Here is a 26,075-nt window from a genome sequence, read left to right on the forward strand (position 1 = left end):
CCGGTTCCCCCGTATCCGATCCGAGCGCCGACTCCGGCGTTCGAACGCGCCGAGCCCGCGCCCGTGCCGGTCTCCGTGCCGGTGCCGGGCCCTGCACCGGGCCCTGCACCGGCACCGACGGGGTCACGCCGTGGGCTGCCGCCGGTCGATCACCGTGCGGAGCTTGCCGCTGGTGGCAGTCCGCTCGAAGGCCCCGCTGTCGGCCGTCTCGACCGTGAAGTCGAGCAGGTCCTCGGTCACGGCGGAGGCGAGTTCGGGGATGGCGTCGGGGAAGGCGGCCGTTGCGGCCGCGGCGTCGGGGGCGTACCTCCGGTCGAGGCGGACGGTGACCCGCTCCCGGCCCTCGCCGGCGTCCAGGACCAGCTGCAGCTCGCCGCGGTAGCCGAGGCTCTCCTCCGCCACCGCGATGAAGCGCCGGACGTTGAAGAAGTACGTGCCGACCCGGACGACGTCCCCGTACCGGCCGAGGAGCTCGATCCGCGGAGTGTGGCTGCCGCACGGGCAGACGCCCTCGACCGAGCGGCCGAGGTCACCGATCTGGTAGCGCTCCAGGCGCTGTCCGGCGCGGGTGCGGCTGGTGAAGACCAGGCGGCCCGGTTGCCCGGCGGGGGCCGGGCGGTCGGCCTGCGGATCCAGGATCTCCAGGGTGTGCAGGTCGGTCAGGACGTGGTGGACCGAGCCCTCGGCGTGGGTGCACTGGTAGCCGAGCGGCCCCAGGTCGGTGCTGCCGTACGCCGCCGAGCGGATCACTTCGACGCCGAACTCCTCGGTGAGCACCCGGCGTTGTTCCGTCGTGAAGTGCTCGCCGCCGTAGAACACCTTGCGGATCCCGCCGTACGCGCGCAGTGCCGCGCCCTCGGAGTGGAACAGCTGCCAGAGGTAGGACGGCATGCCGAACACCGCGTTCGCGCCGTACGTCACCAGCGCCTCGGCGGTGGAGGCGTGGTCGGGGCCGGCGGCGATGGGCAGTTGGGTGGCGTTGAGGCGCTCCAGGATCGAGAAGAAGCTGATGAAGCTCCCGTACATGCCGCCGCAGTAGAAGAGGTTGGCGGCGCGGTCCCGGGCCGGGTCGAACCCGGCGGCGAGCAGGCCGTCGGCGGCGGCCCGCATCTGGGTGTCGTAGTCGGCGTTGGTGAACACCGACAGGGCCGGGGCACCGGTGCTGCCGCCGCTGCGGAAGTACAGGTGGGCGTGGACGGGCGCGAGGGTGCGCAACTGCTCCTGCACGCCGGCCTTGTCCAGCAGCGGGCCGTTCGGAGCGGCCGGGAGGACGGCGGGGGCCGCCAGGTCGTCCAGGCACGCGGTGGTGGCGAAGGCCTCGTCCGCCCGGACGCTGACGCGCCGGCTGTAGCGCTGGAGCGCGTAGACGCCGTCGTGGGGCTCGCCGTGGTAGCCGTCGAGCATCCCGCCGACCGGGGTGACCCGCAGCACGCCCGCGGCGAGTACGGCCTGCGACAGCCGGGCGACGTCGGCGCGGCTGCCGCCGATCGCGGCGGTCTGCAGGTAGCGGCGCATCGGGCGCAGCACGGTCATCACCGAGGTCCGGGGCAGCGGCTTGACCCAGACGCTGCGGTTGAGCGGCGAGGCCGCCAGGGCGCGGCGGGTGTCGGCGAGGACGCGCCAGGACCCGTCCTCGGCGGCGACGACCCGGGTGAGGCCGAGGTGCTCCTCCAACCGGGCGATGAGTTCGGTGGTGGTGATCTCGGCGTGCTCCGCCGGATCGAGTTCGGGCCGGGGCAGCTCGGCGGAGGCGTCGGCGAGGTGGGCCGCGAAGCGCTCGGCGAAGGCGAAGACCTCACCGTCGTCCTCGGTGTCGAGGTAGATCACCTGGGGGCTGGAGCAGGCCTGCTGCTCGAAGCGGCAGACGTCGGCGGCGAGCGCGTCCAGCGTCACCCCGTCCGACCAGGCGTCACGGGTCAGGTAGGCGAAGGAGATCCGGTGGCCCCACTCGATCAGCCGGCAGCCGGCCGGAGCCAGCTCGGCGACCGAGCGGACGGCGTCCTCGCCGCCCCAGACCGCCACCGCGTCGGCGGGCGCGCACAGCAGGCGCAGCCACTCGGTGCGGGCGGAGGAGAAGCGCAGCACCACGATGCGGCGGGCCAGGGCGCCGGTCGGGTCGGCGGCGGCCAGCTCGGCGAGCAGGTGCTGGGCGAGCGGGGTGTCGCCGCTGCTGGTCTTCAGCACGTTGAGGTTCCCGGTGAGCAGGCCCTCGATGACGGTCAGCGGTGCGACGGCGGCGGCGTTGCCCGGGGCTATGTGGACCAGCAGCCCGACCGGTGCCCAGGCCTCGAAGGTGGTCTCCCGGGCGTCGGGTCGGGTGAGGCGCTCGGGGTGCAGCCCGCCGAGTTCGCGCCGGAGCTTGCGCTCCAGGGCCGGGCGGGTGATCGCGTCGGCGATCTCGGAGAGGGTCGCCGACGCCTCCTCCGGGTCGGTGCCGCCGTCGGTCAGCACGCCGAGCAGGCGGGTGCGGACGGGGCCGTCCGGCGTGGCGAGGGCGGCGGCGAGGCGCTGGCAGGCGCTCAGCACCAGCTCGGTGGGCAGGGGTTCGGCGAGGGTGCGGGCGGCGAGCTCCGGCAGGTCGGCGAGCCGGCGGGCGGCCTCCTCGTCGTCGACGAACGATCCCTGCCAGAAGTGCGCTCCGGCCGTTACGAGTTCGGGGTTCACGACAGTCCCTTCAGGAGTTCGGCGGCGGCCGCCGCGCAGTTGCGGTTGCGGCTGACCCCGGCACGCCCGTGGATGGTGAACCACGGGGTGGGAAGCGGGCAGGGGCACTCCTGCGCCGGGTGCAGCGAGGCGAGGTCGCCCATGACGACGCTCTGCGCCGGCACCGAGGTGATGTACGGCGAGACCAGGTGGAGGAAGCCGCGTTCGCCGAACGGCAGCGGCTGCAGGGTGCGGGTGTCGCGCGCCGCGGCCCGCGACCAGACCGGGACGTGCAGGCGGTGGTGCTCGCACTCGATGTACGGCACGCAGTGCTCGACCGAGCCGAAGGTGTCCCGGATCCGCTCCGGGAGGATGCCCAGCTGCTCGGTGACCGCGGCGTAGAACTCGTCCTTGCCGATCTGCCGGTCGGTGTGCCCCTTCCAGCCGCCGCCGAGCAGGACCAGCGAGCCGGCCGGCAGCCGCAGCGGCGGCAGGCCGAGGGACCGCATCCGTTCCAGGGTGAAGTGCAGGAACGCGGGGAAGCCGAGGATCCGTACCGGCAGGCCGTCCTCGGCGTAGCGCTGCAGCGCCGCGATGCAGCCGTGGACGTCGAACTCGTGGCCGCCGCCGGTGTGCCGCAGTGCGTGCGTGGTGTGGTTGGCCGGGGCGAAGTCGCAGAGGTAGTTGTCGGTGAACGAGGTGCCGAGCTTGAGCTGCGGAGCGGGCTCGTAGCTGTAGAGCAGGTAGTTGACCGGCTGGTCGGGGGTGATCCAGCCGTAGTGGTCGAAGATCCGCGCGACCATGCGCTGTGCCGACCGGATCGTCCAGCCGTCGAAGAACATCTGCGACTTCTGGCCGGTGGTGCCGGAGGACGTGAGGTGGAGGAAGACCTCGTCCCGCGGGATGGAGAGCACCTCGTGCCGCTTGAAGAAGTTGGCGTGCACCAGGGGAGTGCGGACGTCCGCGCCGACGGTCGGTGCGGCGACCTCCGCCGGGCCGTCCAACAGGGAGCGGTAGAACGGCGAGCGCTGCGCGTGCCAGGTGTGGCTCTCCGCCATCGCGGCGGCGAACAGCCGGTCGGTCTCCGGCCCGGCCGCGTACGGGGAGGCCAGGTCGCACAGCTGCTGGACGTGCGGGAGCGCGGCGGGGTCGGGGACCTCGACCGGCGCGAGATGGATGTTCACGGGGCAACCTCGGGATTGGTCATGGGGCGACCTCGGCAAGGGGAAGGGGCAGGTAGGTCGAGGTCCAGGCGGTCAGGTAGGCCGGCAGGTACGGCTGGAGCGGACTGCCGACAGCGGTGGTCCTGAAGTCGATCTGACGGCTGGTGCGGGACAGCACGACGTAGTCGTGGAACCGCTCGCCGATCCGGCGCATCGCCGGGTAGACGGCGCTCGGGATGAACCCGGCCGCCAGGAAGGCGTGCAGCCCGGCGGTGTCGGCCAGCGGCAGCAGCGTCTCGACGTAGTCGGCGCCCGCGCGGGTGACCGCCGCCATCAGCGGCTCCAGCGCGCCGCTGACGGCTGCCGGGGACGGGTGCACGGCGACCAGTGAGCAGCTCGCCGCGACCGGGTCCAGGTCGGCGTACGCCTCGAACGCGCCGTCCGGCGGGGTGAGGACGGCGTTCGGCACGTGCAGCGGGAAGAACCGCTGCGCCGGATCGGGGAAGAGCTCCAGGAACCGGCGGCGGACGAACCCGGGCGCCGTGATCAGCTCCATCGGCGCGGTCACCGGAGCGCTGCGCCCGGTGGGGGCGAGGGGGGCGTCCAAAGGCTGCGGGTTGCCGTAGCCGAGGCCGGTGCTCTGCCGCGCGGCCTCCAGCAGCGGGAGCAGGGCTCCGGGCACCTGGTCGACGCTCTCGCGCCGGGCCAGGACACCGTCGGCGTGCCGGGCGAACAGCGCCAGGCTCTCGCAGCCGACCACCTCGACGGCGTTCGGCAGCAGGCCGAGTGCGCGGAAGCCGTTGCGGGCGAAGACCTGTTGCGGGCCCGGGGTGACCACCCGCACGGTCGCGTAGATCGAGTCCGGAGCGCCGGTCGCGAAGGCGTCCGCGCAGACCGCGGCGGTCAGCCGGCCGGCCAGGCCGCCGCCGCGCTGCTCGGGGTGGACCGCCAGGCCCACCAGCTTGCCGATCCGGCTGCCGGGGTCGGTCTGCACGGCCACCGATCCGGCCAGGTGGCCGGTGTCCTCGCGTCGTGCGGTCAGCCAGTGGGTGTGCGGGTCGGCGATCAGGCGACGCATCTCCGCGGGGTCGCTGCCGAGCGCGACCGGGTAGCCGTGGCCGTAGACGTCGAAGTAGAGCTGACGCAGCTGGGCGACGTCCTGCGGGGCGGCGGGGGCGATCGTCACGGTCATCGCGCGTCTCCGATCGGCTGCGGGGCGGGGGACGGCTCCTCCTGCGAGGCCGGGGACAGTTCCTTCTGCGGGGCCGGGGGCAGCTCCTCCTGCGGGGCCGCCACGGGGCCGGGGGCGGCCGGTTCGCGCCGTCCGGTCCACCACAGGGCGGCGGCGACCGGGAGGACGCCGAGGGCCTGGACGAGGCAGAGTGTGCGCGGCGAGAGGTGGTCGCCGAGCAGGCCGAACACCAGCGAGGACACCGGGAAGGTGGCACCCAGCAGCGCCTGCATCATGGCGAAGAAGCCGGCCCGGTCCCCGGCCGGTACCAGCCGTTGGAAGAGGGCGACGAACCGGACACCGATCACGCCCACGCACCAGCCCGCGACCGCCATCGACCCCACTGCCGCGGCCTGGCCGCCGATCAGGCCGGGCAGGCCGAGCGCGACGGCCAGCAGGCCGAGACATCCGGCGCCGACCACGGTGGGGGCCCCCGGGAGACGACCGCCGGTGAACGAGCCCACCAGCGTGCCGGCGCCGAGGGCCGCCTCCAGCGCGGCGACGGTCGAGCCGTCGGCGTGCAGTACCGTCCGGGTGAACAGGGGCATCACCACGAACACCGCCGTGGTGAACAGGTTGGCCGCGGCGAAGCAGAGCAACACCCGTCGGACGAAAGGCAGTTCGGCCAGGATCCGGCGAAGCGGGCGTGCCGCGGCGGGCCCGCCGCCGACCGGGGCCGGGGCGTCCGGGGCCGGGGCGTCCGGGTGGGTGGGGAAGCGGGTCGCGCCGATCAGGGCGGCCGCCAGCAGGTAGGCGCCGGCGCACCCGGTGATAATCCCCGCCAGACCGGCGGCGTCGACCACCAGCGGGCCCAGCAGTCCGCCGGCCACGCCGGCCAGCGACTGGGTGCTGAGCTCGAAACCCGTCGCGGCCTCGATGTCGGCATCCTCGACCAGCTCGGGCACGGAGGTGGTCAGACAGGGGTCGAAGACCGCCTGGCAGCCTGCCAGCAGCAGCGTCGAGCCGTACGCGACGGCCATCGGCAGTGCCGTGGTGTACGTCCAGACAGCCGTGCCGAGGGCGACCAGACCGGCGACGGCGGCCGAGCCGCCCAGCACGGTACGGTGCGGGCAGCGGGCGATGACCCTGGCCACCAGCGGTGCCAGCGCGACCGCGGGCAGGGTGCTGACGGCGAGGAAGACGCCGGCGGCCAGACCGCGGTCCGCGCCGGCGGCGTATCCCACCAGCCACCACACCGCGCCGACCTGGAACATCCGTCCGGCGGCCTGGGTGAGGACCTGGGCGGCCCACACGGCGCCGAACAACCGGTTGCGCAGGACGAGCGGCAGGCGGCGGGCCCTTCCGGAGGCCGTCGCGGGGGCTGTTCCGGAGGCCGTTGCGGGGCCCGTCACGAGTGCGGCCGTTCGTCGAGGACACGGATCAGCTTGCCGGTCCGCGCGTTGACGGTGAGCTCCTGGTGGCGCACCCACGTGACGGACAGCGGATGGACGTACCCGGCGGCGACCGCCTCCGGGTACAGCGGCCGCGCCGCGTGGATCCCGGCCTCGACACCGGCGGCCAGCTCGGGGAGCCCGCTGGGGTTCCCGTCGCAGGCAAGGCGCAGCACCAGGCCGTCCCGGCCGTCCCAGCGGCGCACGACCAGCTGCGCACCGGTCACCCGGCCGGCCGGGTCGGCGGCCCGGACGAGGTCGAGCACGTCCTGGGTGTACAGCGACACCGGTCCCACCCGGACGCCCTCCTGGGCCCGACCGAGGATGCGGAACTGCCCGGCGGCGGGGTCGGTCCACTCCGCGCGGTCCCCGACGGGGTAGCGCAGCACGGGCATCAGCCGTCGTCGCAGGTCGGTCACCACGACCCGCCCCGGCACGCCCGCACGGGTGATCGGCTCGCCGGCGTGCTCGTCGAGGATCTCCACCACCGTCTCCGGAGTGAACACCCGGTGCACCCGGGTGTCCGCTCCGGGCACCGGTCGGCCGAGCAGCCCGGCGTCGACGGCGGCATAGCCGATCGAGGAGACCCGGGCGTTGGGGAACACCTTGCCGAGCAGCGGCTGCTGGTCCTGGTAGAGGCCCTCGCCGCCGAACAACAGCAGCTCCACGGAGGGGAGTTCGCGACCGCAGGCCAGCAGGTGGTCGGCCAGCGCGCACAGCGTCGTCGGAGTGCCGGCCACCACCTCGGCCTCGAACTGCTCCAGGGTCTGCGCGGTCGACTCCAGCGGCGCGGCCCCGCCGATCGGCAGCCGGACGTTGGCGACGGGCGAGCGGTGCAGTGCGTCGAGGATGAAGGTGTGACTGGCGTACAGGTCGCCCGCGTAGAAGAGGTCGGCGACCCGGTGCCCCGGGCGCAGTCCGGCATCGACCAGCCCGGCGCCGAAGGAGGTGGTGAACTCCCGCCACTCCTCCCGGCTGTAGAACGAGAACTTCGGCGAGCCGGTGGTGCCACCGCTCTTGAAGACCACCGCCTCCTCCAGCGGCCCGGTCAGCAGCCGGTTGCCGCGAGGTGTGTTCGCCTGCCAGAACTTGGCCTGCGGGACGACCGGGAGATCGGTCAGTCGCACGGCCCGGTCCGGCAGACCGGCGTACAGCTCGGCGTAGAAGGGCGAATTGCGGCGCGCGAACCGTATGAGTTCCGCTATTGGTTGAACCGGCATCAATTCCTGCTCTGAGGCTGTGAGGAGAACGGACCGAGCGGGCGGCACCGGGAAGCCGGATGCGCACAGATCATTCGGTCGATACTGAGGCGAAGTCAGGAGGAACTGGCCTCCCACTCGCAAGAAGAGAGGCTAGCACCTTGATGGACCTTCGGATCGCAGTCGCGAGCCTGCCGTTGAGCTGATTCCATGGCGAACTGAGGCCCCATCAGCGGCCTTTTCAGGCGCGCCGGAATGGAAGGGTGACATGCGTCTCAGTCGGGAATTCGGCGGCCGCACATGAAATGTCTCGAATTCAACTAAAGGTAATCGCGGAGGATTCCGCCATCGCCATCGCCGTGGCCGTCGTCGTGGCCATCGCCGCGGCCGTGGCCGTCGTCGCCCTCGCCCTCGCCGTCGTCGTCGCCCGGGGCGGTGTCAGCAGACGGCGGCAAGCGAGTCCACGAGGATGCCGAGCCCTTCCCCGGCCTCGTCCTCGGTCAGGGTGAGCGGGGGAGCCATCCGCAGGGCGTGGCCGTAGAGGCCGCCCTTGCCGATGAGCAGGCCCCGCTCCTTCGCGTGCTCCAGCACGGCGGCGGCCAGCGACGGGCTCGGCGCTCCCGTCGCGGGGTCGACCAGGTCGACGGCGAACATCAGGCCCTTGCCCCGGACGTCCCGTACGACCGGAAGCCGTTCCGCCGCCCTCCGCAGGCCGTCGATCAGCAGGCTGCCGAGCCGGTGCGCGTTGGCCTGGAGGTCGTGGGCGAGCAGGTAGTCGAGTGTGGCCTTGGCAGCCGCCGTCGCGATCGGGTTGCCACCGAACGTGGAGATGCCGTTCGCCGGAAGCGCGTCCATCAATGTGCCGTCCGCGACGACACCGCCGATCGCGAAGCCGTTCCCCAGGCCCTTCGCGAAGGTCATGACCTGGGGTGTCACGCCATGGGCCTGGATACCCCAGAAGTGCTCTCCGGTACGGCCCCAGCCCGTCTGTACCTCGTCCGAGACGAGCAGGATCCCGTACCGGTCCAGGACCACCCGGTATCTCGCGAACAGCCCGTCCGGTGCGGCGGTGAAGCCCCCGACGCCCTGGACGGGCTCCACGATCAGGCAGGCGACGTCCGTAGCGGTGGCCGTGTCGACGACGTGCTGCAGATCGTCCGCGCAGAAAGCCAGGAACTCCTCGTCCGACAGCTGCGGGAAGCGTGCGCGGTCGGCGCCGTGCAGGTAGTGCACGTGGACGGGCGAGAGCGAGGAGTTCTTCCAGCTCCGGTTGCCCGTGACGGCCGTGGCCGCGTACGAGCGCCCGTGGTAGCTGTTGCGCAGGGCGAGCACCTGGTCGGACCGGCGAGCATTGGTGGCGAGCAGCAGCGCCGTCTCGTTGGCCTCGGTGCCGGAGTTGGTGAAGAAGACCTTGGCGTTCGCGATGCCCGAAAGCTCCGCGATCCGCTCGGCCAACTCCACCTGGGTGCGGAGGAGATACAGCGTCGACGTGTGCGCGACCCCGGTGCGCAACTGCCGCTCGACGGCCTCCCGGACCTCGGGCACGTCGTACCCGAGCATGTTGGTGAGGATGCCGCCGAAGAAGTCGAGATAGCTGCGCCCGTCGGAGTCGGTGACGCGGCGCCCCTTGCCGCTCACGATCTCGATCGGCTCGTCGTAGTAGAGCGACATCCACCTCGGCATGACCGCGCGATGGCGGCCGAGCAGCTCCGACATGCGAGGCTCACTCTCCCTGCGACAGCATCGACTTGGCGCTCGATCGGACAGCCGGGGCGCGTGGACGGCTCTCAGGCAAGCAAGCTACCCGACCCCCGCTCCGCAACCCGGTCAATCGGGCACGACACGGGCCCGCAACTCCACGGCCGAGACCCGCAGCCGGCAGCGCCGGGCCGGCAGGATGGCGGCATGGAACGAGTGCTTGGAATCGGCGGGTACTTCCTTCGGGCCGCCGACCCGGACGCGCTGAGTGCGTGGTACCGCGACTGCCTGGGACTGGACGCCGACGAGCACGGCCTGTGGGGCCAGGAGGCCGGGCCGACGGTGTTCGCGGCCTTCGAGTCCGGGAGGACTACTTCGGCTCCCGCACCCAGCAGACCATGCTGAACTTCCGGGTCCGCGACCTGGACGCGATGCTCGCGCAGCTGCGGGCCGCCGGGGCGCAGGTGGCGGAGGAGACGCAGGAGATGGCGGCCGTCGGCCGGTTCGGCTGGGTCACCGACCCGGAGGGCAACCGGATCGAGCTCTGGCAGCCCGCCTGACCGCACCCGGGCGGCACGCTGCTCATGCCGCGCCGGGCGCCATGAGTGCCGCTCATGAGGGGTGCGTGCCCGGGGCACGCAGGTGGTGGCCGACGTCGACGACGAGGGTGATCCGGACGCCTCGCTCGGTGAAGCGCCGTCGGCATGGACGATCACCGTGTCGCGGAACATCCGCTCGATCGCCTCGCGCCCCGCGCACTGGTGCGCCGCTGCCGGCGGCGATGTCATGCCGGGTGGATGAGGCGGTTTTCGTAGGCGAAGATCACGGCCTGGATCCGGTCGCGGAGTTCGAGCTTGTGCAGGATTCGCCCCAGATGGGACTTCACGGTCGCCTCCGCGAGGTACAGGGTGGACGCGATCTCGGTGTTGGACAGACCGCGGCCCACCTGGACGAGCACCTCGCGTTCCCGGGCGCTGAGCCGGCTCAGCCGCTCGTCGTGGTCGGCGGTGCGGCCGTCGGGGATGTGTGGGCGGAGGTTCTCCAGCAGGCGTCGGGTGATCCGCGGGGAGATCACCGCGTCGCCCGCGGCGACGCTGCGGATCGCGTTGAGAAGCTCCTCGGGCCTGGTGTTCTTCAGCAGGAAGCCCGAGGCTCCGGCGTTGAGTCCGGAGAAGGCGTAGTCGTCGAGGTCGAAGGTGGTGAGGATCAGCACCCGGCTCTGCGGCGAGACCCGGATGACCTGCCGGGTCGCCTCGATCCCGTCGGTCCCGGGCATCCGGACGTCCATGAGGACGACGTCGGGGCTCAGCTCCCGGGCGAGGCGTACGGCCTCGGTGCCGTCCGCGGCTTCGCCGACCGGCGCCATGTCGGGCTGGGCCTCCAGGACCGTGCTGAAGGCCATCCGGAGCAGCGCTTCGTCGTCGGCGATCAGGATGCGGATCGTCATGTGGACGCCGCTCCGTCGCTGCCGAGGAAGAGGCGGGTATGGACTCCCCAGCCGCCGCCCGGAAGCGGTCCGGCCCGCAACGTGCCCCCGTAGGCGGCCGAGCGCTCGCGCATGCCGGGGATGCCGTGGCCGGATGGTGTGGCGCCGGGACGTGGCGGGCGGCGACCGCTGTCGGTGATGTCGACGGTGACGGTCTCGGTCGAGCACCGTATCCGGACCTTCGCGTGGGTGCCGGCGGGTGTGTGCTTGAGGGTGTTGGTCAAGGCTTCCTGTACCAGGCGGTAGACGGTGAGTTGTGCGGTGGCGGGTATGTGGGTGTGGCCGCCGCGGACCTCGAGGCGGGTCGGCAGCCCGGCGGCGCACATCTGGTCGGCGAGGGTCTCCAGCTGTGCGATGCCGGGCAACGGGTGGCGCTCCGCGTCCGGTTCGTCGGTCCGCAGGATGCCCAGCGAGCGCCGCATGTCGGTCAGGGCCTGTCGGCCTGTCTCGGAGATCTGGAGCATCGCGGTGGTGGCCTTGTCGGGCGAGCGGTGCTGCGCGTAGACGGCTGCGTCGGTGAGCGCGACCATGACGGACAGGTTGTGGGTGACGATGTCGTGCATCTCCCGGGTGATACGTGTCCTTTCCTCGGCGACGGCCAGTCGTGCCTGCTGGTCCTGCTGCTGCTCCAGGTGTGCCGCCCGTTCCTCCAGGGCCGCGAGGTAGGCGCGTGTGGTCCGCACGTTCACACCGAGGACGGCGGCGGCGACGGCCATCGCGGTGACCGCGACGAAGGGGGTCAGGAACGCACCTTCCGTCGCCCAGCGCAGGCAGGCCAGCAGGACCCCCGCCTCCACGACGGCACCGGCGACGAGCGTGCCGCGTCGGCCCGAGTGCGCGGCCGCCGTGTAGAGGGCCACCAACAGGGCGATGTCCGCCGGCAGTTGGACGTTCGTCAGCCACTGGACGAAGGCCGCGGCCGCCACGGCGCCGAACACCGTGAGCGGGGCCCGGCGCCGCCACACCAGGGGCAGCGCGAGGGCGGCGGTGAGGGCCACGGCCACCGGCAGCTCCTGCGGCGGCTGTGTGGTCACGACGTTGAGGAGGAGAAGCGTCGGCAGCAGCGAGTCCCACGCCATGGGTGGCAGCCGGGAGGCCCAGCGCCCGTTGGTTGCCACCACTCGGGCCGCTCGTGCGGCGGCCGGGTCGGCGTACCTCGTCAGCCGTAGGGCTGTCCTCGCCCACTGCTCCCGCACCCGGTCCGGCTCCCGCACCCGGTCCGGCACCCGGTTCCGGTGGCGTGCCCGGTGAGCCTTGCCGGGTTCCTCGGCCGCCTCGGTCATCACAGGTTCCTGTCGATTCAGCGTCATGGTGGCCCCGGCCGGGGCCGCCACCGTGTACGGCCGGACCCGGGCCGGGTCCGGGGAACGTACGCCTCGCGCTGCCCGGCACATGCCGCAGCCCTGTCACGGTAGGCCGCAGGCCCGTGAAGCACATGAGTCCACCGGCTGATCGCACCGTGCCGATGTACGACCGCAGAAGGAGTCCCGCTACCTCCCGTGGTCGCAGGGCGCCCGATGGTCCGGCGTGCTCGACTGCTGCTCCGGTGGCAAGGGGACCTGCCACGGATGGCGACCCCGGTTGCACACGAGGGCGACCCGGGATCGATGTGGCAGCGCCTACCCGGCGCCGAGTATGGCCGGATGACCGAGATCATCGCGGGACTGTACGTGTCCCCTCCGGAATTCCTTGCCGTGCTGGCTGCCGTCGCGCTTGTACTGGTGCGTTGGCTTCCCCCCAGTGCCCGCCCGCCCGTCACGATTGCGGCCGGGGCGGTTCTCGTGGTGTCCGCGATCGTGCTGAGCGTGGCGGGGCCCCGCTGGCAGATGCTGCCGGTACTGGCAGGCGCTGCCTTCGCGTTGCCGTTCGCCTACGCTCCCCTGCTGCGACGCCGTACCGGCCGGCCGGCGTGGCGGGCCCGCTGGTGGCTGGCGTTGCCGGGATCGGTGGCCTGTGTCGGCCTGATCGCCACGGGCCCGGTGGCCGCCTGGGCCTTTCCCGTACCCGTGTTCCCCGAGCCGTCAGGCGACTTCGCGGTCGGCACCCGCGTGGTGCAGTGGACCGACCCACTCCGTCCCGAGACCTTCACCGCCGATCCGGACGACCGGCGCACCGTCGTGGTCCAGCTCTGGTACCCCGCGCAGACGAGCCCCGCAGGCACGCAGCGGGCCCAGTACCTCGGGCGCACGGAGCAGGAGGCGCGCACCGTCTCCGACGCCCTCGCCCGTGGGGTCGGCCTGCCCGGCTTCCTGCTCGACGGTATTCCGCGTGCCCACACCCGTTCGGTCTTCGACGCCCCGGTGGACGGCACGGGGGGACGGTTCCCCGTCGTCCTGTTCTCTCCCGGGTCGGGCGGAGTGCGCACCCAGAACACCGCCTGGGCGGAGGAACTGGCCGGCCACGGTTATGTGGTCGCCGCCCTCGACCACCCGTACGACTCCGCCGCCGTCGTCCTCGCCGACGGCCGGACGATCACCACCGAGACCGCGTCCTCCGGCGACCCGGACCAGGACGACAAGCTGGCGGCCAGCTGGACAGCGGTTCGAGCCGCCGACCTCAGCTTCGTCCTCACCCAGCTGGACGGTCTGGACCGAAGTGAGACCGCCGACCCGCTGCGCGGACGCCTGGACACCAGCCGGGTCGCGGTGACCGGCCACTCCATGGGTGGTGCTGCCGCCCTGCAGGCAGCCCGGCAGGATCGCCGGTTCGACGCCGTCATCGACCTGGACGGCTACCCCCACGGCCCCACCTCGCCCGCCCTCGACCAGCCGACGCTCGCGCTCACCCAGGCCGTCACCCCGCGAACCGACCCGCGCTACCTGCCCCGCCTCACCGAGGCGCTCAAGTCCAGCACCGCGACGGGCTACCGGCTCACCATCCCCGGCGCCGCACACCTCACGTTCACGGACGGCGCCCTGTACCTGCCGCCCGTGCCCTCGATAGTCGGCTCCCTCGGCCGCACCGAGAGCCCGCGCGTCGTCGCTGCAGCCACCCTCGCCTTCCTGGACGCCGTCCTGCACGGCAAACCCGGCGACCCGGCGGGCGTTCTGCCGGCCTACGGCGACCTCAGCGTCTACCCCCCGGACAACAGCCGCTGATCACCTGCTCCGGGGCGCGGGTGCGGCAGGCGAAGCCGTGCCGGGCCAAGGGCCGCAGGGTGTGGCCTGGTCACCTGTGCGGGCATGGATCGGCATCTCCTCCCGCCGGGTCGTCCGGCCGCGATGGGGCGCGGCCGGACGACGGGCGGGAGGTGTCGGACATGCCTACAGCCGGTACCGCTCGGCGAGGTCGCCGTAGCCGCCCGCCGTCCAGACCACGGTGCGGAACTCCACGAGGCCGAGCGCCCCGGTGCCCTGCCCGGCGGTGGGCGGGAAGTGCGCGGTGCCGCAACGGGCGCAGTACCAGGCCTGGTTCCAGAGCCGCTCGGCCTGCGGCCGGCCCGCGAGACGCCGCCGCCTGGCGAGGAACAGCGCGGTCGCGCCCGCCAGCAGGGCGATCACGACGGCGAGGAGCAGGAACGACACCAAGAGCGGGACCGGCATGTCGTTCGCGTCGGCGAGCGCCGCCGTCGCGTGCGGGACCGGGGAGGCCGGAGCGGCCTTCGGAAAACCAGGGAGATCGGTGGGGAAGTCGCCCGGGAACCCCGGGTGCTTGGTCACCCAGCTTGGCGGCGAGAGGTCGGGCTCCTGGTGGACGCGCGCATTGCGCTGCGTCATGCCCTCGATGAAGGTGAAGACCGCCCCGACCAGCGTCATGAAGGCCAGGATCGCCAGTGCCTGGACCGCCGTGCTGGTCGTCGGCGGCGCGGGCGCCAAGGCCCGGCCGAGGGCGGACACCTCTTCGCGGGTCGAGGTGCCGCCGTCGCGGCCGGAGTCGCGCACGGTGACGTTGCGCCGCTCGCTCAGGTGGACCGCCGGCACGCTGCGGACCTGGTCGGTCAGCGCGCAGCTCGGGCAGGGCGGCACAGAGCTGTGCGGCGGTGGCGCAGGTACGGCGTCGTTGATCGCCATGTGTGCAAATCCCCCCAGGATTACGGCGGCCGGTCGGCCGTTCGTATCCGAGTGGACGCCGCCGCGCGGCCTCCGGTTGCGGCCCGCCCCGAGGAACGCGAGCGCCTCCGGCTGGTGATTTGCTTTCGGTATCAACTCCCGCCACCAGAGCGGGTGATCAACGGGCGCGGTATCACCTGCCGGATATGACCGGTGGGTTCGCGAGGATGCCGTCACGAGCGCCGTCGTGGCGGGCGCCGCGTTCGGTCTCGCGACACCGTCGCACGCTGCCGAGCGGGAGGTGCCGGTGTCCGCTGCCTACGGGGCCCACGCACTCGCGGATACCGCTGCGCCTGTGCACCCGGTGACGGACAGGCAGAACCAGGGGCACTGAGAAGTGGCGCTGGTGCCGAGCGCGGCCATCCTCGTGCGGCCACCTCGTGCGGACGCGGTTGCGCCCGGCACGGGTGCGGCCGACTTTGTCATCCACCGTGGACCACCTGTGTATCGGCCATATCTGTCCGAACCTTCCGTGTGCGGTGGGGTTGGTGGTGTCAGAGGGGCGTGAGTGACCGCCCGGTGAACCATCCGAACCACCGGCCCCTGCATCGGCACCCGCCCCGCTCGCCGCGCCCTGGCCCGGGACGACGAGCCCGCCGGCCGCGGCCCCCGCTCGCCCCTCGTCTCGTTGGCCGGTAGAGCCCCATGTGGGTCACCCGTTCGGATGACGCGCGGTTGGGTGGAGGCGGTGGGTGGCACAACGGCGGGCATGACGACTTCCTCCACCGGTTCCTCCGCCAGACGCCGCCGGAGCCGGACGGCCAAGCCCGCGCCCACGCCTCTGCCCGCCCGCCAGGCCACCGGACGCCAGGCACCGGCCGGGCCGCGCCGACCGGCGGCCGGGTGCTGCCGGACCTGGGCCAGCGAGCGTACGGTGCCCGGCGGCCGGGTCGTGCGGACGACCTGGCACCAGCCCGCATGCCGGGCCTGGGCCACCCGGTGACGGTGTGCCGGAGGCCTTGGGGATCTCGTCGGCCCACCTCAACTCGGCTACGTCCTCGCGGAGTTCTTTGAGATCGTCCTGCTCTGCGGTTCGTCCTGCTCAGCGGCCGTGAGCCGGTCGTCGCGACCTTCGGAGTGCCCGGCCTTCCGGGCGGCAGCGGCCGGTCTGCGGCCGGCTTGCGACCGGCTTGGGCATGGTGCCGGCGGCGGGCCGGCGCGTAGGGTGCTGGGATGATCGCGATGCCAGAGGAGTTCGCACAGGGCACTGTCGACCGGGAGGGGGAGGCCGGGGCGGCGTGGCTCGCCGATCTGCCGGGCATCGTGGAGGACTTGCTGGGGCGCTGGGGGTGCGTGCCGGACGGCGAGGTCATGCACGGTGGCGTCGGCATCATCGTTCCGGTACGGCGACGGGCTGAGGAGCGCGCCGTGCTGAAGGTGTCGTTCCCGCATCCCGGCAACGTCCATGAGCCGGATGCATTCGTCGCGTGGGGCGGGTGCGGCGCCGTCCTGCTGCACGAGCGCGACGACGAGCGGTTCGCGATGCTGCTGGAGCGGGTTCAGCCGTCGACCCTGGCGGAGGTCCACGACGGCGACGAGGTGGTGACGGTCGCCGGACGGCTCAATCGCCGCCTGGCCGTCCCCGCACCGCCCGGCCTGCCCCGGCTGCGCGAGCAGGCCGATGCCTGGGAGGAGCAACTGCGCAAGGACGCCGAGGAGTTGACGCACGCGCTGCCGCGTCAGGTGCTGGACGCCGCCGTGGCGACCGTGCGGGAGCTGGGCCGGGCCCAGCCGGACACTCTCATCCATGGCGACCTGCATGCCCGGAACATCCTGCGTGCCGGCCGGGAGCCGTGGCTGGCTGTCGACCCCAAGGGGTACGCGGGGGATCCCGCCTACGACAGCGGCACGCTGCTGAAGTCCCGCGCGCTGACGCTCCTCGAAGCGGGCGACCCGCGCAAGGCTGTCCACCGCATCCTGGACGTCTTCGCCGAGACCGCGGAACTCGACCGTGAACGCGTCCAACGGTGGGCTCAGTTCCACGCCGTCCAGGCTGCGTTCTGGGGCCGCCGCCACGGCTTCCGGATCGCCCGCAGCGGACCGCGGTTGGACTGGCTCACCGAGTTGGTCGACGGTCTGGCGGAGTTGCTCACCGAACGCTTGTAGCGACCTCGTAGAACGTGATCCCGTCGAGCGTGATTTCGTAGAACGTGATCTCGAGTGCGAGATGGTGCCGGCCGAGTCCGGTGGGTGGACCGGTGCGGCCGCCATTGATCATCGTGAGCCGCGTGGGCCGACGATGAGACGGCGGCCGCTCACGGCATGGATCCCGCCCGCGCGACGCGTCCGGTCGGGTGGGCCGTCTCGCGTCCCGGGTTGGTCCGATAGGTCGGATCTGCGGTGGGTCGTGCCGGGACGTTCCGGGCGGCGGCAGTGCCGAGGTTATGAATGGTCATCTGGCCATCCAGCCACCTGGCCATCCACGAACATCAACCTCAGGAGCCACCCGATGCGCCCCATCAGAACAGCCTGTCTCGGCGCGGCCACCGCGCTGGCCGCCCTTCTCGCCTGCGCCCCGGTCGCGGCCGCCGCCGCGACGGACACCGATTCCTCCCCCGCCAAGGGCGGAGACCGGGTCTTCACACTCATCGGTCACCTCGCGCAGGAGACCCGTTTCCCCGTCAACCCCGGCGGCGCCCCCGCCCAGGGCGACCGGGCCGTCTTCCACTCGGTCCTCTTCGACCAGGACGGCAACCAGGTCGGCGACACCGATGGCACCTGCACCACCACCCGGGTCGACAACGGCGGAGCGGAGGAGTGCGTCGTCACCTACAACCTGCCGGGCGGCCAGCTCTCCGTGCAGGGGATGGTCTTCGGCTTCCTCAACCCGGGCCCTCCGCCTTCGTTCGACAACGGGATCACCGGCGGCACCGGGAAGTTCGACCGGGCTCGTGGCATGGTCCACGCCGACACGATCGCTCCCGGCACGAGGCGCGTCACGGTCGACCTCGACTTCTGACGGACCCGGCCCCCTGCCCGGTGAGAGCCGGACAGGCGGCGATGCCGATGGGGAAGGCGCTCTCCGGGGCACTGGTGTCCTTGGAGCGATCCTGACACCCACTCAGCCGAGGTGAAGGAGCAGTGTGTCAACCATTCACCTCGGCTACACCAACGTGGTCGTAGAGCGCGAGTAGATCTGAGGCCGACGAGAAGATCCGAGGATTTCGTCCGGAGGCTGTGCGCGGACGAGCGTGCAGCCGGGAGGCCGAGGGGTCGCCTTGAGTGCCGGCGCTCGACGATGTCCCGGTCAAAGCTCTCCGGCGGCTCTCTCATGGGCCCGGCAGCCCGGCAGCCCGGCTCAGGAATCCGGCTCGCCGAGCGGCTCCTCGAAGTCGCCGATCATCGCCGGGTCGTCGGCGGAGTTCGACTGTGGCCAGGGGGTGGCTCCCGTGACACCCAGGTCACCACGCATCGCCTCCCTGGTGGCGCGTATGAGGGGCCAGAGCGCCTGCTGCGCCTCGGCGGCGGACCGCAGGGTTTCGCCGCTCCTGGGGTTGCCCTGTTCGATGCGCTTGATCTGCCCGTAGACCCGGGTCAGTGCGTCGTTCAGCTCGTTGGCCGGCCCGATCACCGTGTCGGGGGCGACCATCAGAGTCTCGGACCAGTGGTCGCGATGGGCGTCCTTGGCCCTTTCCAGCGCCCGGATGTCCTCCTCTCCGGGCGCACGGTCCCGTACGACGTACAGATGACGGCTCAGCGCTGTGGCGAACTGCCGGGCATCCCGGTGGAGTTCGGTGTAGCTCCGCCGCCGCAGTTCACGGTTCTCGCGGGCCTCCTGGATGGCGTGGCCCATCTCGAGTTCACGCTTCTTGGCCCGGTCGGCGCCCCGCTGAGTGAGCAACGCACCGCCCAGCGTGCCCGTCACACCGGTGATCGCAATCAGTACTGCCCCCACGTCCATGGGATCACCATAGGGTCTGGCTCTTTGACCATGCCGGGCGGGGACTGTTTCATGAGGGTGCTTCAGGCGACCACCTATGAAACGCGGGCGTGTCCCCACCGGGCGATGAGCGGCGTGTCCGGTCCGTGCTGCCGCCAGGCTTCGGTGAGGCGGGCGAGGCGGGTGGGGGCGGCGATGCCGCGCACGGTCGCGATCCTGCCATAGGTGATGTCGAACGTCACGGAGCCGACGACCTGGTCGCCGAGCACGAAGAGGATGGCGGGGGCGCTGTTGACGAGTGCGTAGTGGACGGCGAGCGTGCCACCGGCAAGTCGCCGTTTCGCGGCCGTGGGCTTGAAGCCGGCCCGTGCCACGGCGGCGATGCGCTGCGGAGTGTCGTACCGCAGCAGCTTCTCGGCCAGGCCGGCGCCGTTGGAGTCGGAGATCGCGGTCGCGTCGTCGGTGAGCAGCGCCACCAGCCGTTCGGTGCGGCCCGAGGAGGCGGCGGCGAGGAATTCCTCGACGACCCTGCGGGCGGACGCGGGGTCGACGTCGGCGCCGCCGCGGCGTGCGGCGGTGATGCGGCGCCGGGCCCGGTGGAGGTGCTGTTGGCTTGCGGACTCGGTGATGCCGAGGATCTCGGCGATCTCGGCGTGGCTGTAGGAGAACGCTTCGCGCAGGACGTAGACGGCCCGCTCAAGGGGGGACAGGCGCTCCATGAGGGTCAGCACGGCCAGGGAGACCGATTCGCGTTGCTCGAACGTGTCGGCCGGGCCGAGCATCGGGTCGCCGTCGAGGAGTGGTTCGGGCAGCCAGGCGCCGACGGTGCGTTCGCGGCGGGCTTGTGCCGAGCGGAGCCGGTCCAGGCACAGATTGGTGACGACCTTGGTCAGCCATGCTTCTGGCACCTTGATGCGCTGCCGGTCGGCGGCCTGCCAATGCAGGAACGCGTCCTGCATGGCGTCTTCGGCGTCGGTGGCCGAGCCCAGTAGCCGGTATGCCAGCGAAGCCAGACGGTTCCGGCCGGCCTCGAACCGACTGGTGTCGAAGCGATCAGTGGCGGTGCTGTCCACGCGGGCCACCCTATGCGGCTACGCGACCGCCTTTCTCGGCGGACACATCCGGTGCGGCGGGCACGGAGGCCGGGGCGGCCAGGCGGTGCTTGCGCTTGGGCAAGCAGAAGGTCGGGTGGGAGTTGGTCCACAGCGACATCCTGAGGACGCCCGCCTTGATCCGCGCGGCCTTCCGGCCGCCCATGTACTTCGGCTTTGCCTGCGCTTCGTCGTCGACCATCTGCAGGATCCCGTCCCGCCGCCCGAGGCTGATGTGATTGCCCATGTACTCCAGCTTGGTGTGGGGGATCTTGCGGCCGGTCAGGCGTCCCACGATCGCGGCGACCGCCTGCATGCCGGTGTAGCCGGCCGAGGCGCATGACATCGGCAGCGGCCGGCCGTTGTCGCCGATGGCGTAGGCGCTGTCGCCGGCGGCGTAGACGTTCGGGTGCGAGACCGACCGCATGGTGCGATCGACGACGATCCGGCCGTTCTCGGTGACCTCCAGCCCGCTGGCGGCGGCGGTGGGGCTGACCGCGAACCCGGCCGTCCACACGGTCGCGTCGGACGCCACGGCGGTGCCGTCGGCGCACAGCACCCGCGCCGCTTCGACGGTCTCGACGACGGTGTGCTCCAGGACCGTGATGTCCAGCCGGTCGAAGGCCTGGCGCAGGTGGTCGCGGGCTCCGGGGGAGAGCCGGGCGCCCAGCTCGCCACGGGCGATGAGCGTCACCGACAGGCTGCGCCGGGATTCGGCGATCTCGGTGGCGGTCTCGATGCCGGTCAGCCCGTCGCCGACGACCAGTACACTCCCGCCTTCGCCCCGCCTGCCCAGGCTGTCCAGACGCTCGCGCAGGCGCAGCGCCGAGGGCCGGGCGGCGACGTCGAAGGCGTACTCGGCCACGCCGGGGACGCCGCCGTCGTCCCCGTGGCTGCCGAGCGCGTAGAACAGCGTGTCGTAGCCGAGTTCGCCGCCGCCCTCGGCGTCGGCCACGGCGACGACCTGTCGCCCGGGGTCGACGGCGGTGACACGGGCCAGGCGCAGCCGTATCCCCGTGCCCGCGAAGACGTCGACGAGCTGTGGGGCCTCAATCTCCTGGCCGGCCGCGAGCTGGTGCAGCCGCAGCCGCTGGACGAAGTCCGGCTCGGGGTTGACCACGGTGATCTCGGTGTCCGCCGGGGACAGCCGCCGGGCCAGGTTCCCCGCCACGTAGGCCCCGGCATAGCCGGCGCCGAGAACGACGATGCGGTGCTTCATGAGTAGCTCCTGTCGGTTCGCTTGCCTTCGGTGATTGAGCGGGACAGCACCCGGATTGCTGACAGGAACCACATGTGACATGGGTCACATGGAGAGAGGGGGGCTCGGTCGATTAAGCCGGGAAGTCCCTCATCGTGTCTGCGTGCGTGCGTGCGTGCGTGCGTGATCGGTCGGCGGCGCTGGCAGATGTGCGGGGGCGGGGCACGGCGGCGACCGGCCCCAGGTCGAGGCGCTTGTCCATGTCCAGGCGAAAGGTGCTCGGCCATCAGCGCCTTCATGAAGGAGTGGCCGACGCGGGAGCGGACGGGGGTGCCGCCGTGCTCGCGGATGATCTCCACGGCTGCGGCGGAGGTGATGACGTTGTGGACGATCGCCGAGCCGAGGTCCTTGGCCGGCTCGCGGGCGGCGACCAGGCCGACGATCGCCAAGGGGGAGACGGCCTGGCCCTTCTCTCAGGGCCACCACACACCGACCCGCCCGCACCCGGCGGGGTCTGTACAACCGAGAGTCGGGCCACGTGACCTGGGTGTGTTCCTTCGGGGGACCACCGTCCGGGACCTGCCGCATACCCGGAGGTGAGCACCCGTCCGGTGACTTCTCTGGAACCCGCCGCCCCGGTTGCTCCAGAAACGACAGGTCAAAAGACTCCCCAAGAAGAAGCGCACCCCAGTCGCGCTGCTTCGCGCCCCCAGCTCGCGTGATCTGCGCCAATCATGTGTGGGGGCATGGTGACGTATATCCGATGACCGGAACGTACGGGCGCCAATTCTCGCTGCTCAAGGCGCCGGCGCTGTTGGCGCAGATGTTGTGGATCGCGGCCTCGACGTTCAGGTCCCAGACGGTGGCCACTCCGTCGTCGGTGGCGGCGGCCAGGGTGTGGCCGTCCGGGCTGAACGCCAGCACGGACACCGGTCCGGTGGCGACGGTCAGCGGTTCGCCGATGGCGGTGGGGCGGTTGGGGTCGGTGACGTCCCACAGTTTGATGGTGCCCACGCTGGTGTGGCCGGCGGCGGCCAGGGTTTTGCCGTCGGGGCTGAACGCGACCGACCCGAGGTTGCCGCCGGGCATGGTCAGGGGCTGGCCTCTGGGGGTGAGGTGGTTGGGGTCGGTGCTGTTCCACAGGGTGATGATGCCGATGCTGTTTCCGGTGGCCAGGGTGTGGCCGTCGGGGCTGAACGCCACCCAGGTGCTGGTGCGGGTGGGTTGGGGTATCGGTTGGCCTACGCGGACGTTCTCGTGGAGCTTCGCGGTCCACAACCCGACCTCGTGGGTGCTGGCGTCGCCGCCGGTGGCCAGGATGCGGCCGTCGGGGCTGAAGGCGATGGATTGGATGGATCTCGTGTGATCGTTATGGATGCGGTCGGCATACGTGGGCTTCGCGGGGTTGGTGACGTCCCAGAGTGCGATGCCGCCGGACTCGTACTTGTCTCCGGCTGCGGCCAAGGTGTGGCCGTCCGGACTGAACGCCAGGGAGAAGATCTGCCCGTCGGCCCCGGTGAGCGGCTCCCCGAGGAGAACGGGGTGGTTGGGGTCGGCGGTGTTCCACAGGGTAACGCTGCCGCCGCTGTCGCCGGCGGCCAGGGTGCGGCCGTCGGGGCTGAACGCCACCGCGGTGACCATCTGGGTGGGGCCGGTCAACGGCCGGCCTCTGGGAGCGGGGTGGTCGGGGTCGGCGGTGTTCCACAGACTGACGGTCCGGTTCGCGTTTCCGGCGGCCAGGGTTCGGCCGTCCGGGCTGAACGCGACCGATGTCAAAGGGCCGCCCGCACCGATCAGCTGGGTCGGTGGCAGGTGCCACAGATCCACGTCGCCGTCAGCGTTTCCGGCGGCCAGGGTACGGCTGTCCGGGCTGAACGCCACGGCGTTGACGCTGCCGCCGCGGCCGACCAGCGACCGCAACGGGGCGATGTCGGTGACGTCGGTGACGTTCCACAGGTGGACGGCGTGGTCGGCACCGCCGGCGGCCAGGAGGTGGCCGTCGGGGCTGAACGCCACCGACACCACGGCCTGGGCGGACCCCGTCAGTGGCTTGCCCAACGGAGCCGGGCCCTCAGGGTCGGTGACGTTCCACAGGTGGACGTCGAAGTCCACGGCCCCGGCGGCCAGGGTGTGGCCGTCGGGGCTGAACGCCACCGAATTGACCTCGCTGCCGACGTTCAGAGGCTGCCCCCGGCGGGTCGGGTGGCTCGGGTCGGCGGTGTTCCACAGGCTGATGGTGCCGGTGTCGTTGTCGTGGCAGGCGGTCGCCAGTGTGCGGCTGTCGGGGCTGAACGCGAAAGGACCGGAGGGGAAGCAGGTGTCGAAGGGCTCGCCGACTGAGGTGACGTCATCGGGGTGGGTGACATTCCACAGGGTCATGACTCCGGTGGACCGTTCGGCGGCCAGGGTGCGGCCGTCGGGACTGAACGCCAGCGCGTGGATGGAACTGAAAGAGTCCCAGGGGCTCACGCCGGAGCTCGTCGGCCGGCCCAACAGGACCGGGTGACTGGGGCTGGTCAGGTTCCACAGGTCGACGAAGCCGCCGGAGCCGTCGTTGCCCCTGTTGCTGGCATGGCCGCCGACAGCCAAGGTGCGGCCGTCCGGACTGAACGCCACGGACAGGATCGAGTCGACGGACGCATCCTCGGGCAACGGCGCGCCCAGCGCCACCGGGTGGCTGGGGTCCGAGACGTTCCACAGCCGGACGATGTTCTGATAGACGTATCCGGCGGCCAGCGTGTGCCCGTCGGGGCTGTAGGCCGCGGTGTAGACCGAGCCCTTCGAGCCTGGCAGCCGGATGTCCAGCGGCGTGTTCTCGGTGGTGATCAGCCGGGAGGTCGCCTCCGGGGTCGGCTCCATGCGGTAGGCGACCAGGGAGAGTTGTGCGGACAGTGAGGGATCGGTGGGCGCCAACTGCAACGATGCTGAGGCGACGGCGGCGGTGATGGCCTTGTCGCGAGCTTCCGCGGCGCGGGTGTTCTGCACGAATGCGAACGCCGCGGCCGTTGAGGCGACCACGGCCAGCGCCGTGATGACTGCGACGGCGGACCGCCGAAGTCGCTGCCCGCGCCGCTGCTGGCGCCGGGCGGTGGCCAGGAACGCGCCGGCCACGCCGCTGAGGTCCGGCCCGTGCTTCTCGGCCCAAGCCAGCGCGTTCTCCAGGCGGTTGCCGCGATACAGCGCGCCTGGCTCCCGGCCGGCCTGTTCCCATGCGGCGGCCGCCTCTTCCAGGTCCTGTCGGACCAGGTTGCCGTCCCGGTCCTGCTCGATCCACTTCCACAGCCGCGGCCAGGAGCGGATCAGCACCTCGTGTGTGATCGTCACCGCGTCCTGATCGCGGGTCAGTAGCCGACCGCGGGTGAAGTCGTCCACGACCACCTTGGCCGACTCCGGGTCCGGCGCGTGTCGCAGCAGATCGTCGTACCGGACGCGGCGGCGGGTGTCGTCGGCGTCACGTCCCAGAATGACGAGCCGCAGGAACACCCACCGCGCCGCGTCACGGCACGGCGGCGGGAGCGCGTCGAACAGGCGGTCCGCCGTGTTGGCAAGGGCGCGCTGGATCCCGCCGGTGACCCGGTATCCGTCCACGGTCAACCGGTGGCCGCTGCGCTGCTGCCAGCTTGCCCGCAGCGCGTGTGCCAGCAGCGGCAACCGGCCCGCAGCGCCCGTACCCGCCGGTCCTCCGACCGTCCCCAGGTCGGCCAGCAACACCTCGACCAGGCCGTCTTCGACCTCGAGCTCCACGTCCTCGGCGGGAAGGCGGATCGCCTCCTTGAGTTCGCGCTCGGTCATCGGGTCCAGCAGCACTGCCCCGCCCTGCAAGGCTGCCCGAAGCTGCGGATAGGACGTGCACGCGGCGTAGAAGTCGGCACGAAGGCTCAGTACCACCGCGGCACCGCCTGCAGGCTTGGCCAGAAGGTCCAGAACCTCGATGAACCACTGTCGCTCGGCCTCATCGGCGCACGCCGTGAAGACCTCCTCGAACTGGTCGACCACCACGGTCAGGCCGACCGCGTGACGCTTGCCGGCCGGTGCCGCCGCCTCGACTCCGGTCAGGCTGCGCAGATCCGCCACACACCGCGCGGGATCGGACTGCCAGGGCTCCGCCAGGCGCCGGGCATCCTCGGCATCGAGCCCTGCGGCGGCCGCCAGCGCCAGGGCCGGGGATGCCGTCGGGGTCAGCGTCAACCGCGGCCAGCTGCTCGATCCCGCCACGGGCAGCCGACCGTCATCCAGGGCCGGCAGCACCCCGGCCGCGAGAAGGGAAGACTTCCCCGAGCCCGACGGGCCGATCAGCATCAGCGGGCCGCCCTCGCGTATCCGGGCGTCCAACCGCTCGATGACCGTGTGGATCATCTGGTCCCGGCCGTAGAACCAGTCCTTGTATTCGGCCGCGAACGGCATCAGCCCCGGATACGGACACTGCATCTTTCGGGCATCGGGACCGGGGCGGCTACGGCGCGGCCCGTCGGGCTTGCGGATGACGGTGATGTCCCGGCCGGCTTGGTAGACACTTCCGCCGCCGCTCGCAGAAGCCTCGAACTTCATCGGCTGCCAGGCAGGTTGTCCGCCGGATGGCGTGCCGTCGTCCGGTTCGGTCACGCCGTCCCATCCTTGGTGACGGTCATGTCCCGGCCCGCCAGATAGGCGTCGCCGCCGCCCGAGACGTGTGCCTCGAGTGTGGTCGAGGTCGTGATCCGCTGTCCCGTCGGTCCGGCGTCGTGCGACTCCTGGAGGAACAGCGCACGAAGTTCGTCGATGACGTCCGGACGCATGGCGATCAGCCTGGCAAGCCGCGCCTGCCATTCGGCGACCAGCAGCCCTTGGAGTTCCACGCTGTCGCCGGCCTGCTCGGCCCGCAACAGTTCGCCGCGGGCCTCGACGAGTTCGGCTTCCACCCGCTCAGGATGCGAATGCCGCCACAGCGCCAGGACCGAGGCCTTGATCGCGGCCCAGCCGTCCGTCGTCAGTAGATCGATCAAGCGCGCCGCGGCGGCCGCCGCCAGGCCCCCGGCCGTGTCCAAGCCCATCTCCATGCTTCCTCCT

The 26,075-nt window shown here is 71.9% G+C and carries 18 protein-coding genes and 2 pseudogenes; 5 read left to right on the plus strand and 15 right to left on the minus strand.

Translation table 11 applies throughout. From position 1 onward, the window contains the following. Nucleotides 1–123: 123 nt before the first annotated feature. From ACIBEC_RS31340 to ACIBEC_RS31365, 6 genes are all read right to left on the minus strand, one after another. Nucleotides 124–2,664: an acyl-CoA reductase gene (locus ACIBEC_RS31340; protein WP_360502768.1), complete on the minus strand. Its 2,541-nt coding sequence runs from the start codon at nucleotides 2,662–2,664 to the stop codon at nucleotides 124–126. Then, nucleotides 2,661–3,827 carry an acyl-protein synthase gene (locus ACIBEC_RS31345; RefSeq protein ID WP_360502766.1) on the minus strand — a complete coding sequence of 389 codons (1,167 nt, stop codon included), beginning with the start codon at nucleotides 3,825–3,827 and terminating at the stop codon, nucleotides 2,661–2,663. The genes ACIBEC_RS31340 and ACIBEC_RS31345 overlap by 4 nt, the downstream gene beginning before the upstream one ends. Nucleotides 3,828–3,846: 19 nt before the next feature. Beyond that, on the minus strand, nucleotides 3,847–4,998 hold the full coding sequence (locus tag ACIBEC_RS31350; RefSeq protein WP_360502763.1) for a GNAT family N-acetyltransferase: 1,152 nt from the start codon (nucleotides 4,996–4,998) through the stop codon (nucleotides 3,847–3,849). Then, nucleotides 4,995–6,389, minus strand: a complete 1,395-nt coding sequence (locus ACIBEC_RS31355; RefSeq protein WP_360502760.1) for an MFS transporter — start codon at nucleotides 6,387–6,389, stop codon at nucleotides 4,995–4,997. Before ACIBEC_RS31355 ends, ACIBEC_RS31350 begins: the two co-directional genes overlap by 4 nt. Beyond that, complete coding sequence (locus ACIBEC_RS31360; RefSeq protein WP_360502757.1) at nucleotides 6,386–7,648, minus strand: phenylacetate--CoA ligase family protein; 1,263 nt, start codon at nucleotides 7,646–7,648, stop codon at nucleotides 6,386–6,388. Before ACIBEC_RS31360 ends, ACIBEC_RS31355 begins: the two co-directional genes overlap by 4 nt. Before the next feature lie 417 nt (nucleotides 7,649–8,065). Continuing rightward, nucleotides 8,066–9,343, minus strand: coding sequence for an aspartate aminotransferase family protein (locus ACIBEC_RS31365; RefSeq protein WP_360502755.1), 1,278 nt, complete (start codon nucleotides 9,341–9,343; stop codon nucleotides 8,066–8,068). Nucleotides 9,344–9,532: 189 nt separating this feature from the next. Here ACIBEC_RS31365 and ACIBEC_RS31370 point away from each other — a divergent pair. Together ACIBEC_RS31370 and ACIBEC_RS31375 are read left to right on the plus strand one after the other, a co-directional pair. Further along, nucleotides 9,533–9,885, plus strand: a pseudogene (locus ACIBEC_RS31370) (VOC family protein). Nucleotides 9,886–9,970: 85 nt separating this feature from the next. Then, entirely contained in the window at nucleotides 9,971–10,126 is a 156-nt protein-coding gene (locus ACIBEC_RS31375; protein ID WP_360502753.1) for a hypothetical protein, read from the plus strand. Here ACIBEC_RS31375 and ACIBEC_RS31380 read toward each other — a convergent pair. Together ACIBEC_RS31380 and ACIBEC_RS31385 are read right to left on the minus strand one after the other, a co-directional pair. Beyond that, nucleotides 10,110–10,772 (minus strand): response regulator transcription factor, encoded by a 663-nt coding sequence (locus ACIBEC_RS31380; RefSeq protein WP_360502750.1) that lies wholly within the window; start codon nucleotides 10,770–10,772, stop codon nucleotides 10,110–10,112. The two genes, ACIBEC_RS31375 and ACIBEC_RS31380, sit on opposite strands and share 17 nt — an antisense overlap. Continuing rightward, complete coding sequence (locus ACIBEC_RS31385) at nucleotides 10,769–11,890, minus strand: sensor histidine kinase (protein ID WP_396289497.1); 1,122 nt, start codon at nucleotides 11,888–11,890, stop codon at nucleotides 10,769–10,771. Before ACIBEC_RS31385 ends, ACIBEC_RS31380 begins: the two co-directional genes overlap by 4 nt. Before the next feature lie 564 nt (nucleotides 11,891–12,454). Between ACIBEC_RS31385 and ACIBEC_RS31390 the strand changes: the two genes are divergently transcribed. Beyond that, nucleotides 12,455–13,909, plus strand: a complete 1,455-nt coding sequence (locus ACIBEC_RS31390; protein ID WP_360502744.1) for a dienelactone hydrolase family protein — start codon at nucleotides 12,455–12,457, stop codon at nucleotides 13,907–13,909. Nucleotides 13,910–14,074: 165 nt separating this feature from the next. On the opposite strand, the gene ACIBEC_RS31395 is transcribed toward ACIBEC_RS31390, so the two are convergent. Next, entirely contained in the window at nucleotides 14,075–14,821 is a 747-nt protein-coding gene (locus tag ACIBEC_RS31395) for a hypothetical protein (RefSeq protein ID WP_360502741.1), read from the minus strand. 1,212 nt (nucleotides 14,822–16,033) lie between these two features. Here ACIBEC_RS31395 and ACIBEC_RS31400 point away from each other — a divergent pair. Together ACIBEC_RS31400 and ACIBEC_RS31405 are read left to right on the plus strand one after the other, a co-directional pair. After that, nucleotides 16,034–16,966, plus strand: a complete 933-nt coding sequence (locus ACIBEC_RS31400; protein WP_360502738.1) for an aminoglycoside phosphotransferase family protein — start codon at nucleotides 16,034–16,036, stop codon at nucleotides 16,964–16,966. Nucleotides 16,967–17,309: 343 nt separating this feature from the next. After that, nucleotides 17,310–17,819 (plus strand): hypothetical protein, encoded by a 510-nt coding sequence (locus ACIBEC_RS31405; RefSeq protein ID WP_360502735.1) that lies wholly within the window; start codon nucleotides 17,310–17,312, stop codon nucleotides 17,817–17,819. 339 nt (nucleotides 17,820–18,158) lie between these two features. Here ACIBEC_RS31405 and ACIBEC_RS31410 read toward each other — a convergent pair whose 3' ends face one another. From ACIBEC_RS31410 to ACIBEC_RS31435, 6 genes and pseudogenes are all read right to left on the minus strand, one after another. Next, nucleotides 18,159–18,761, minus strand: coding sequence for a hypothetical protein (locus ACIBEC_RS31410; RefSeq protein WP_360502733.1), 603 nt, complete (start codon nucleotides 18,759–18,761; stop codon nucleotides 18,159–18,161). Between the two features lie 74 nt (nucleotides 18,762–18,835). Continuing rightward, nucleotides 18,836–19,813 (minus strand): sigma-70 family RNA polymerase sigma factor, encoded by a 978-nt coding sequence (locus ACIBEC_RS31415; RefSeq protein ID WP_360502730.1) that lies wholly within the window; start codon nucleotides 19,811–19,813, stop codon nucleotides 18,836–18,838. 10 nt (nucleotides 19,814–19,823) lie between these two features. Then, nucleotides 19,824–21,050, minus strand: a complete 1,227-nt coding sequence (locus tag ACIBEC_RS31420) for an FAD-dependent oxidoreductase (RefSeq protein ID WP_360502727.1) — start codon at nucleotides 21,048–21,050, stop codon at nucleotides 19,824–19,826. Nucleotides 21,051–21,304: 254 nt separating this feature from the next. After that, nucleotides 21,305–21,502 (minus strand): annotated as a pseudogene (gene manB / locus ACIBEC_RS31425) (phosphomannomutase/phosphoglucomutase); the annotation flags it as partial. 259 nt (nucleotides 21,503–21,761) lie between these two features. Further along, nucleotides 21,762–25,631: an NACHT and WD repeat domain-containing protein gene (locus tag ACIBEC_RS31430; RefSeq protein WP_396289435.1), complete on the minus strand. Its 3,870-nt coding sequence runs from the start codon at nucleotides 25,629–25,631 to the stop codon at nucleotides 21,762–21,764. Further along, the gene (locus tag ACIBEC_RS31435) at nucleotides 25,628–26,065 is read right to left on the minus strand and encodes a hypothetical protein (protein ID WP_360502724.1); all 438 of its coding nucleotides are present in this window, start codon (nucleotides 26,063–26,065) and stop codon (nucleotides 25,628–25,630) included. Before ACIBEC_RS31435 ends, ACIBEC_RS31430 begins: the two co-directional genes overlap by 4 nt. Nucleotides 26,066–26,075 lie beyond the last annotated feature (10 nt).

This window comes from Kitasatospora sp. NPDC051164, assembly GCF_044455625.1.
GTDB lineage: Bacteria > Actinomycetota > Actinomycetes > Streptomycetales > Streptomycetaceae > Kitasatospora.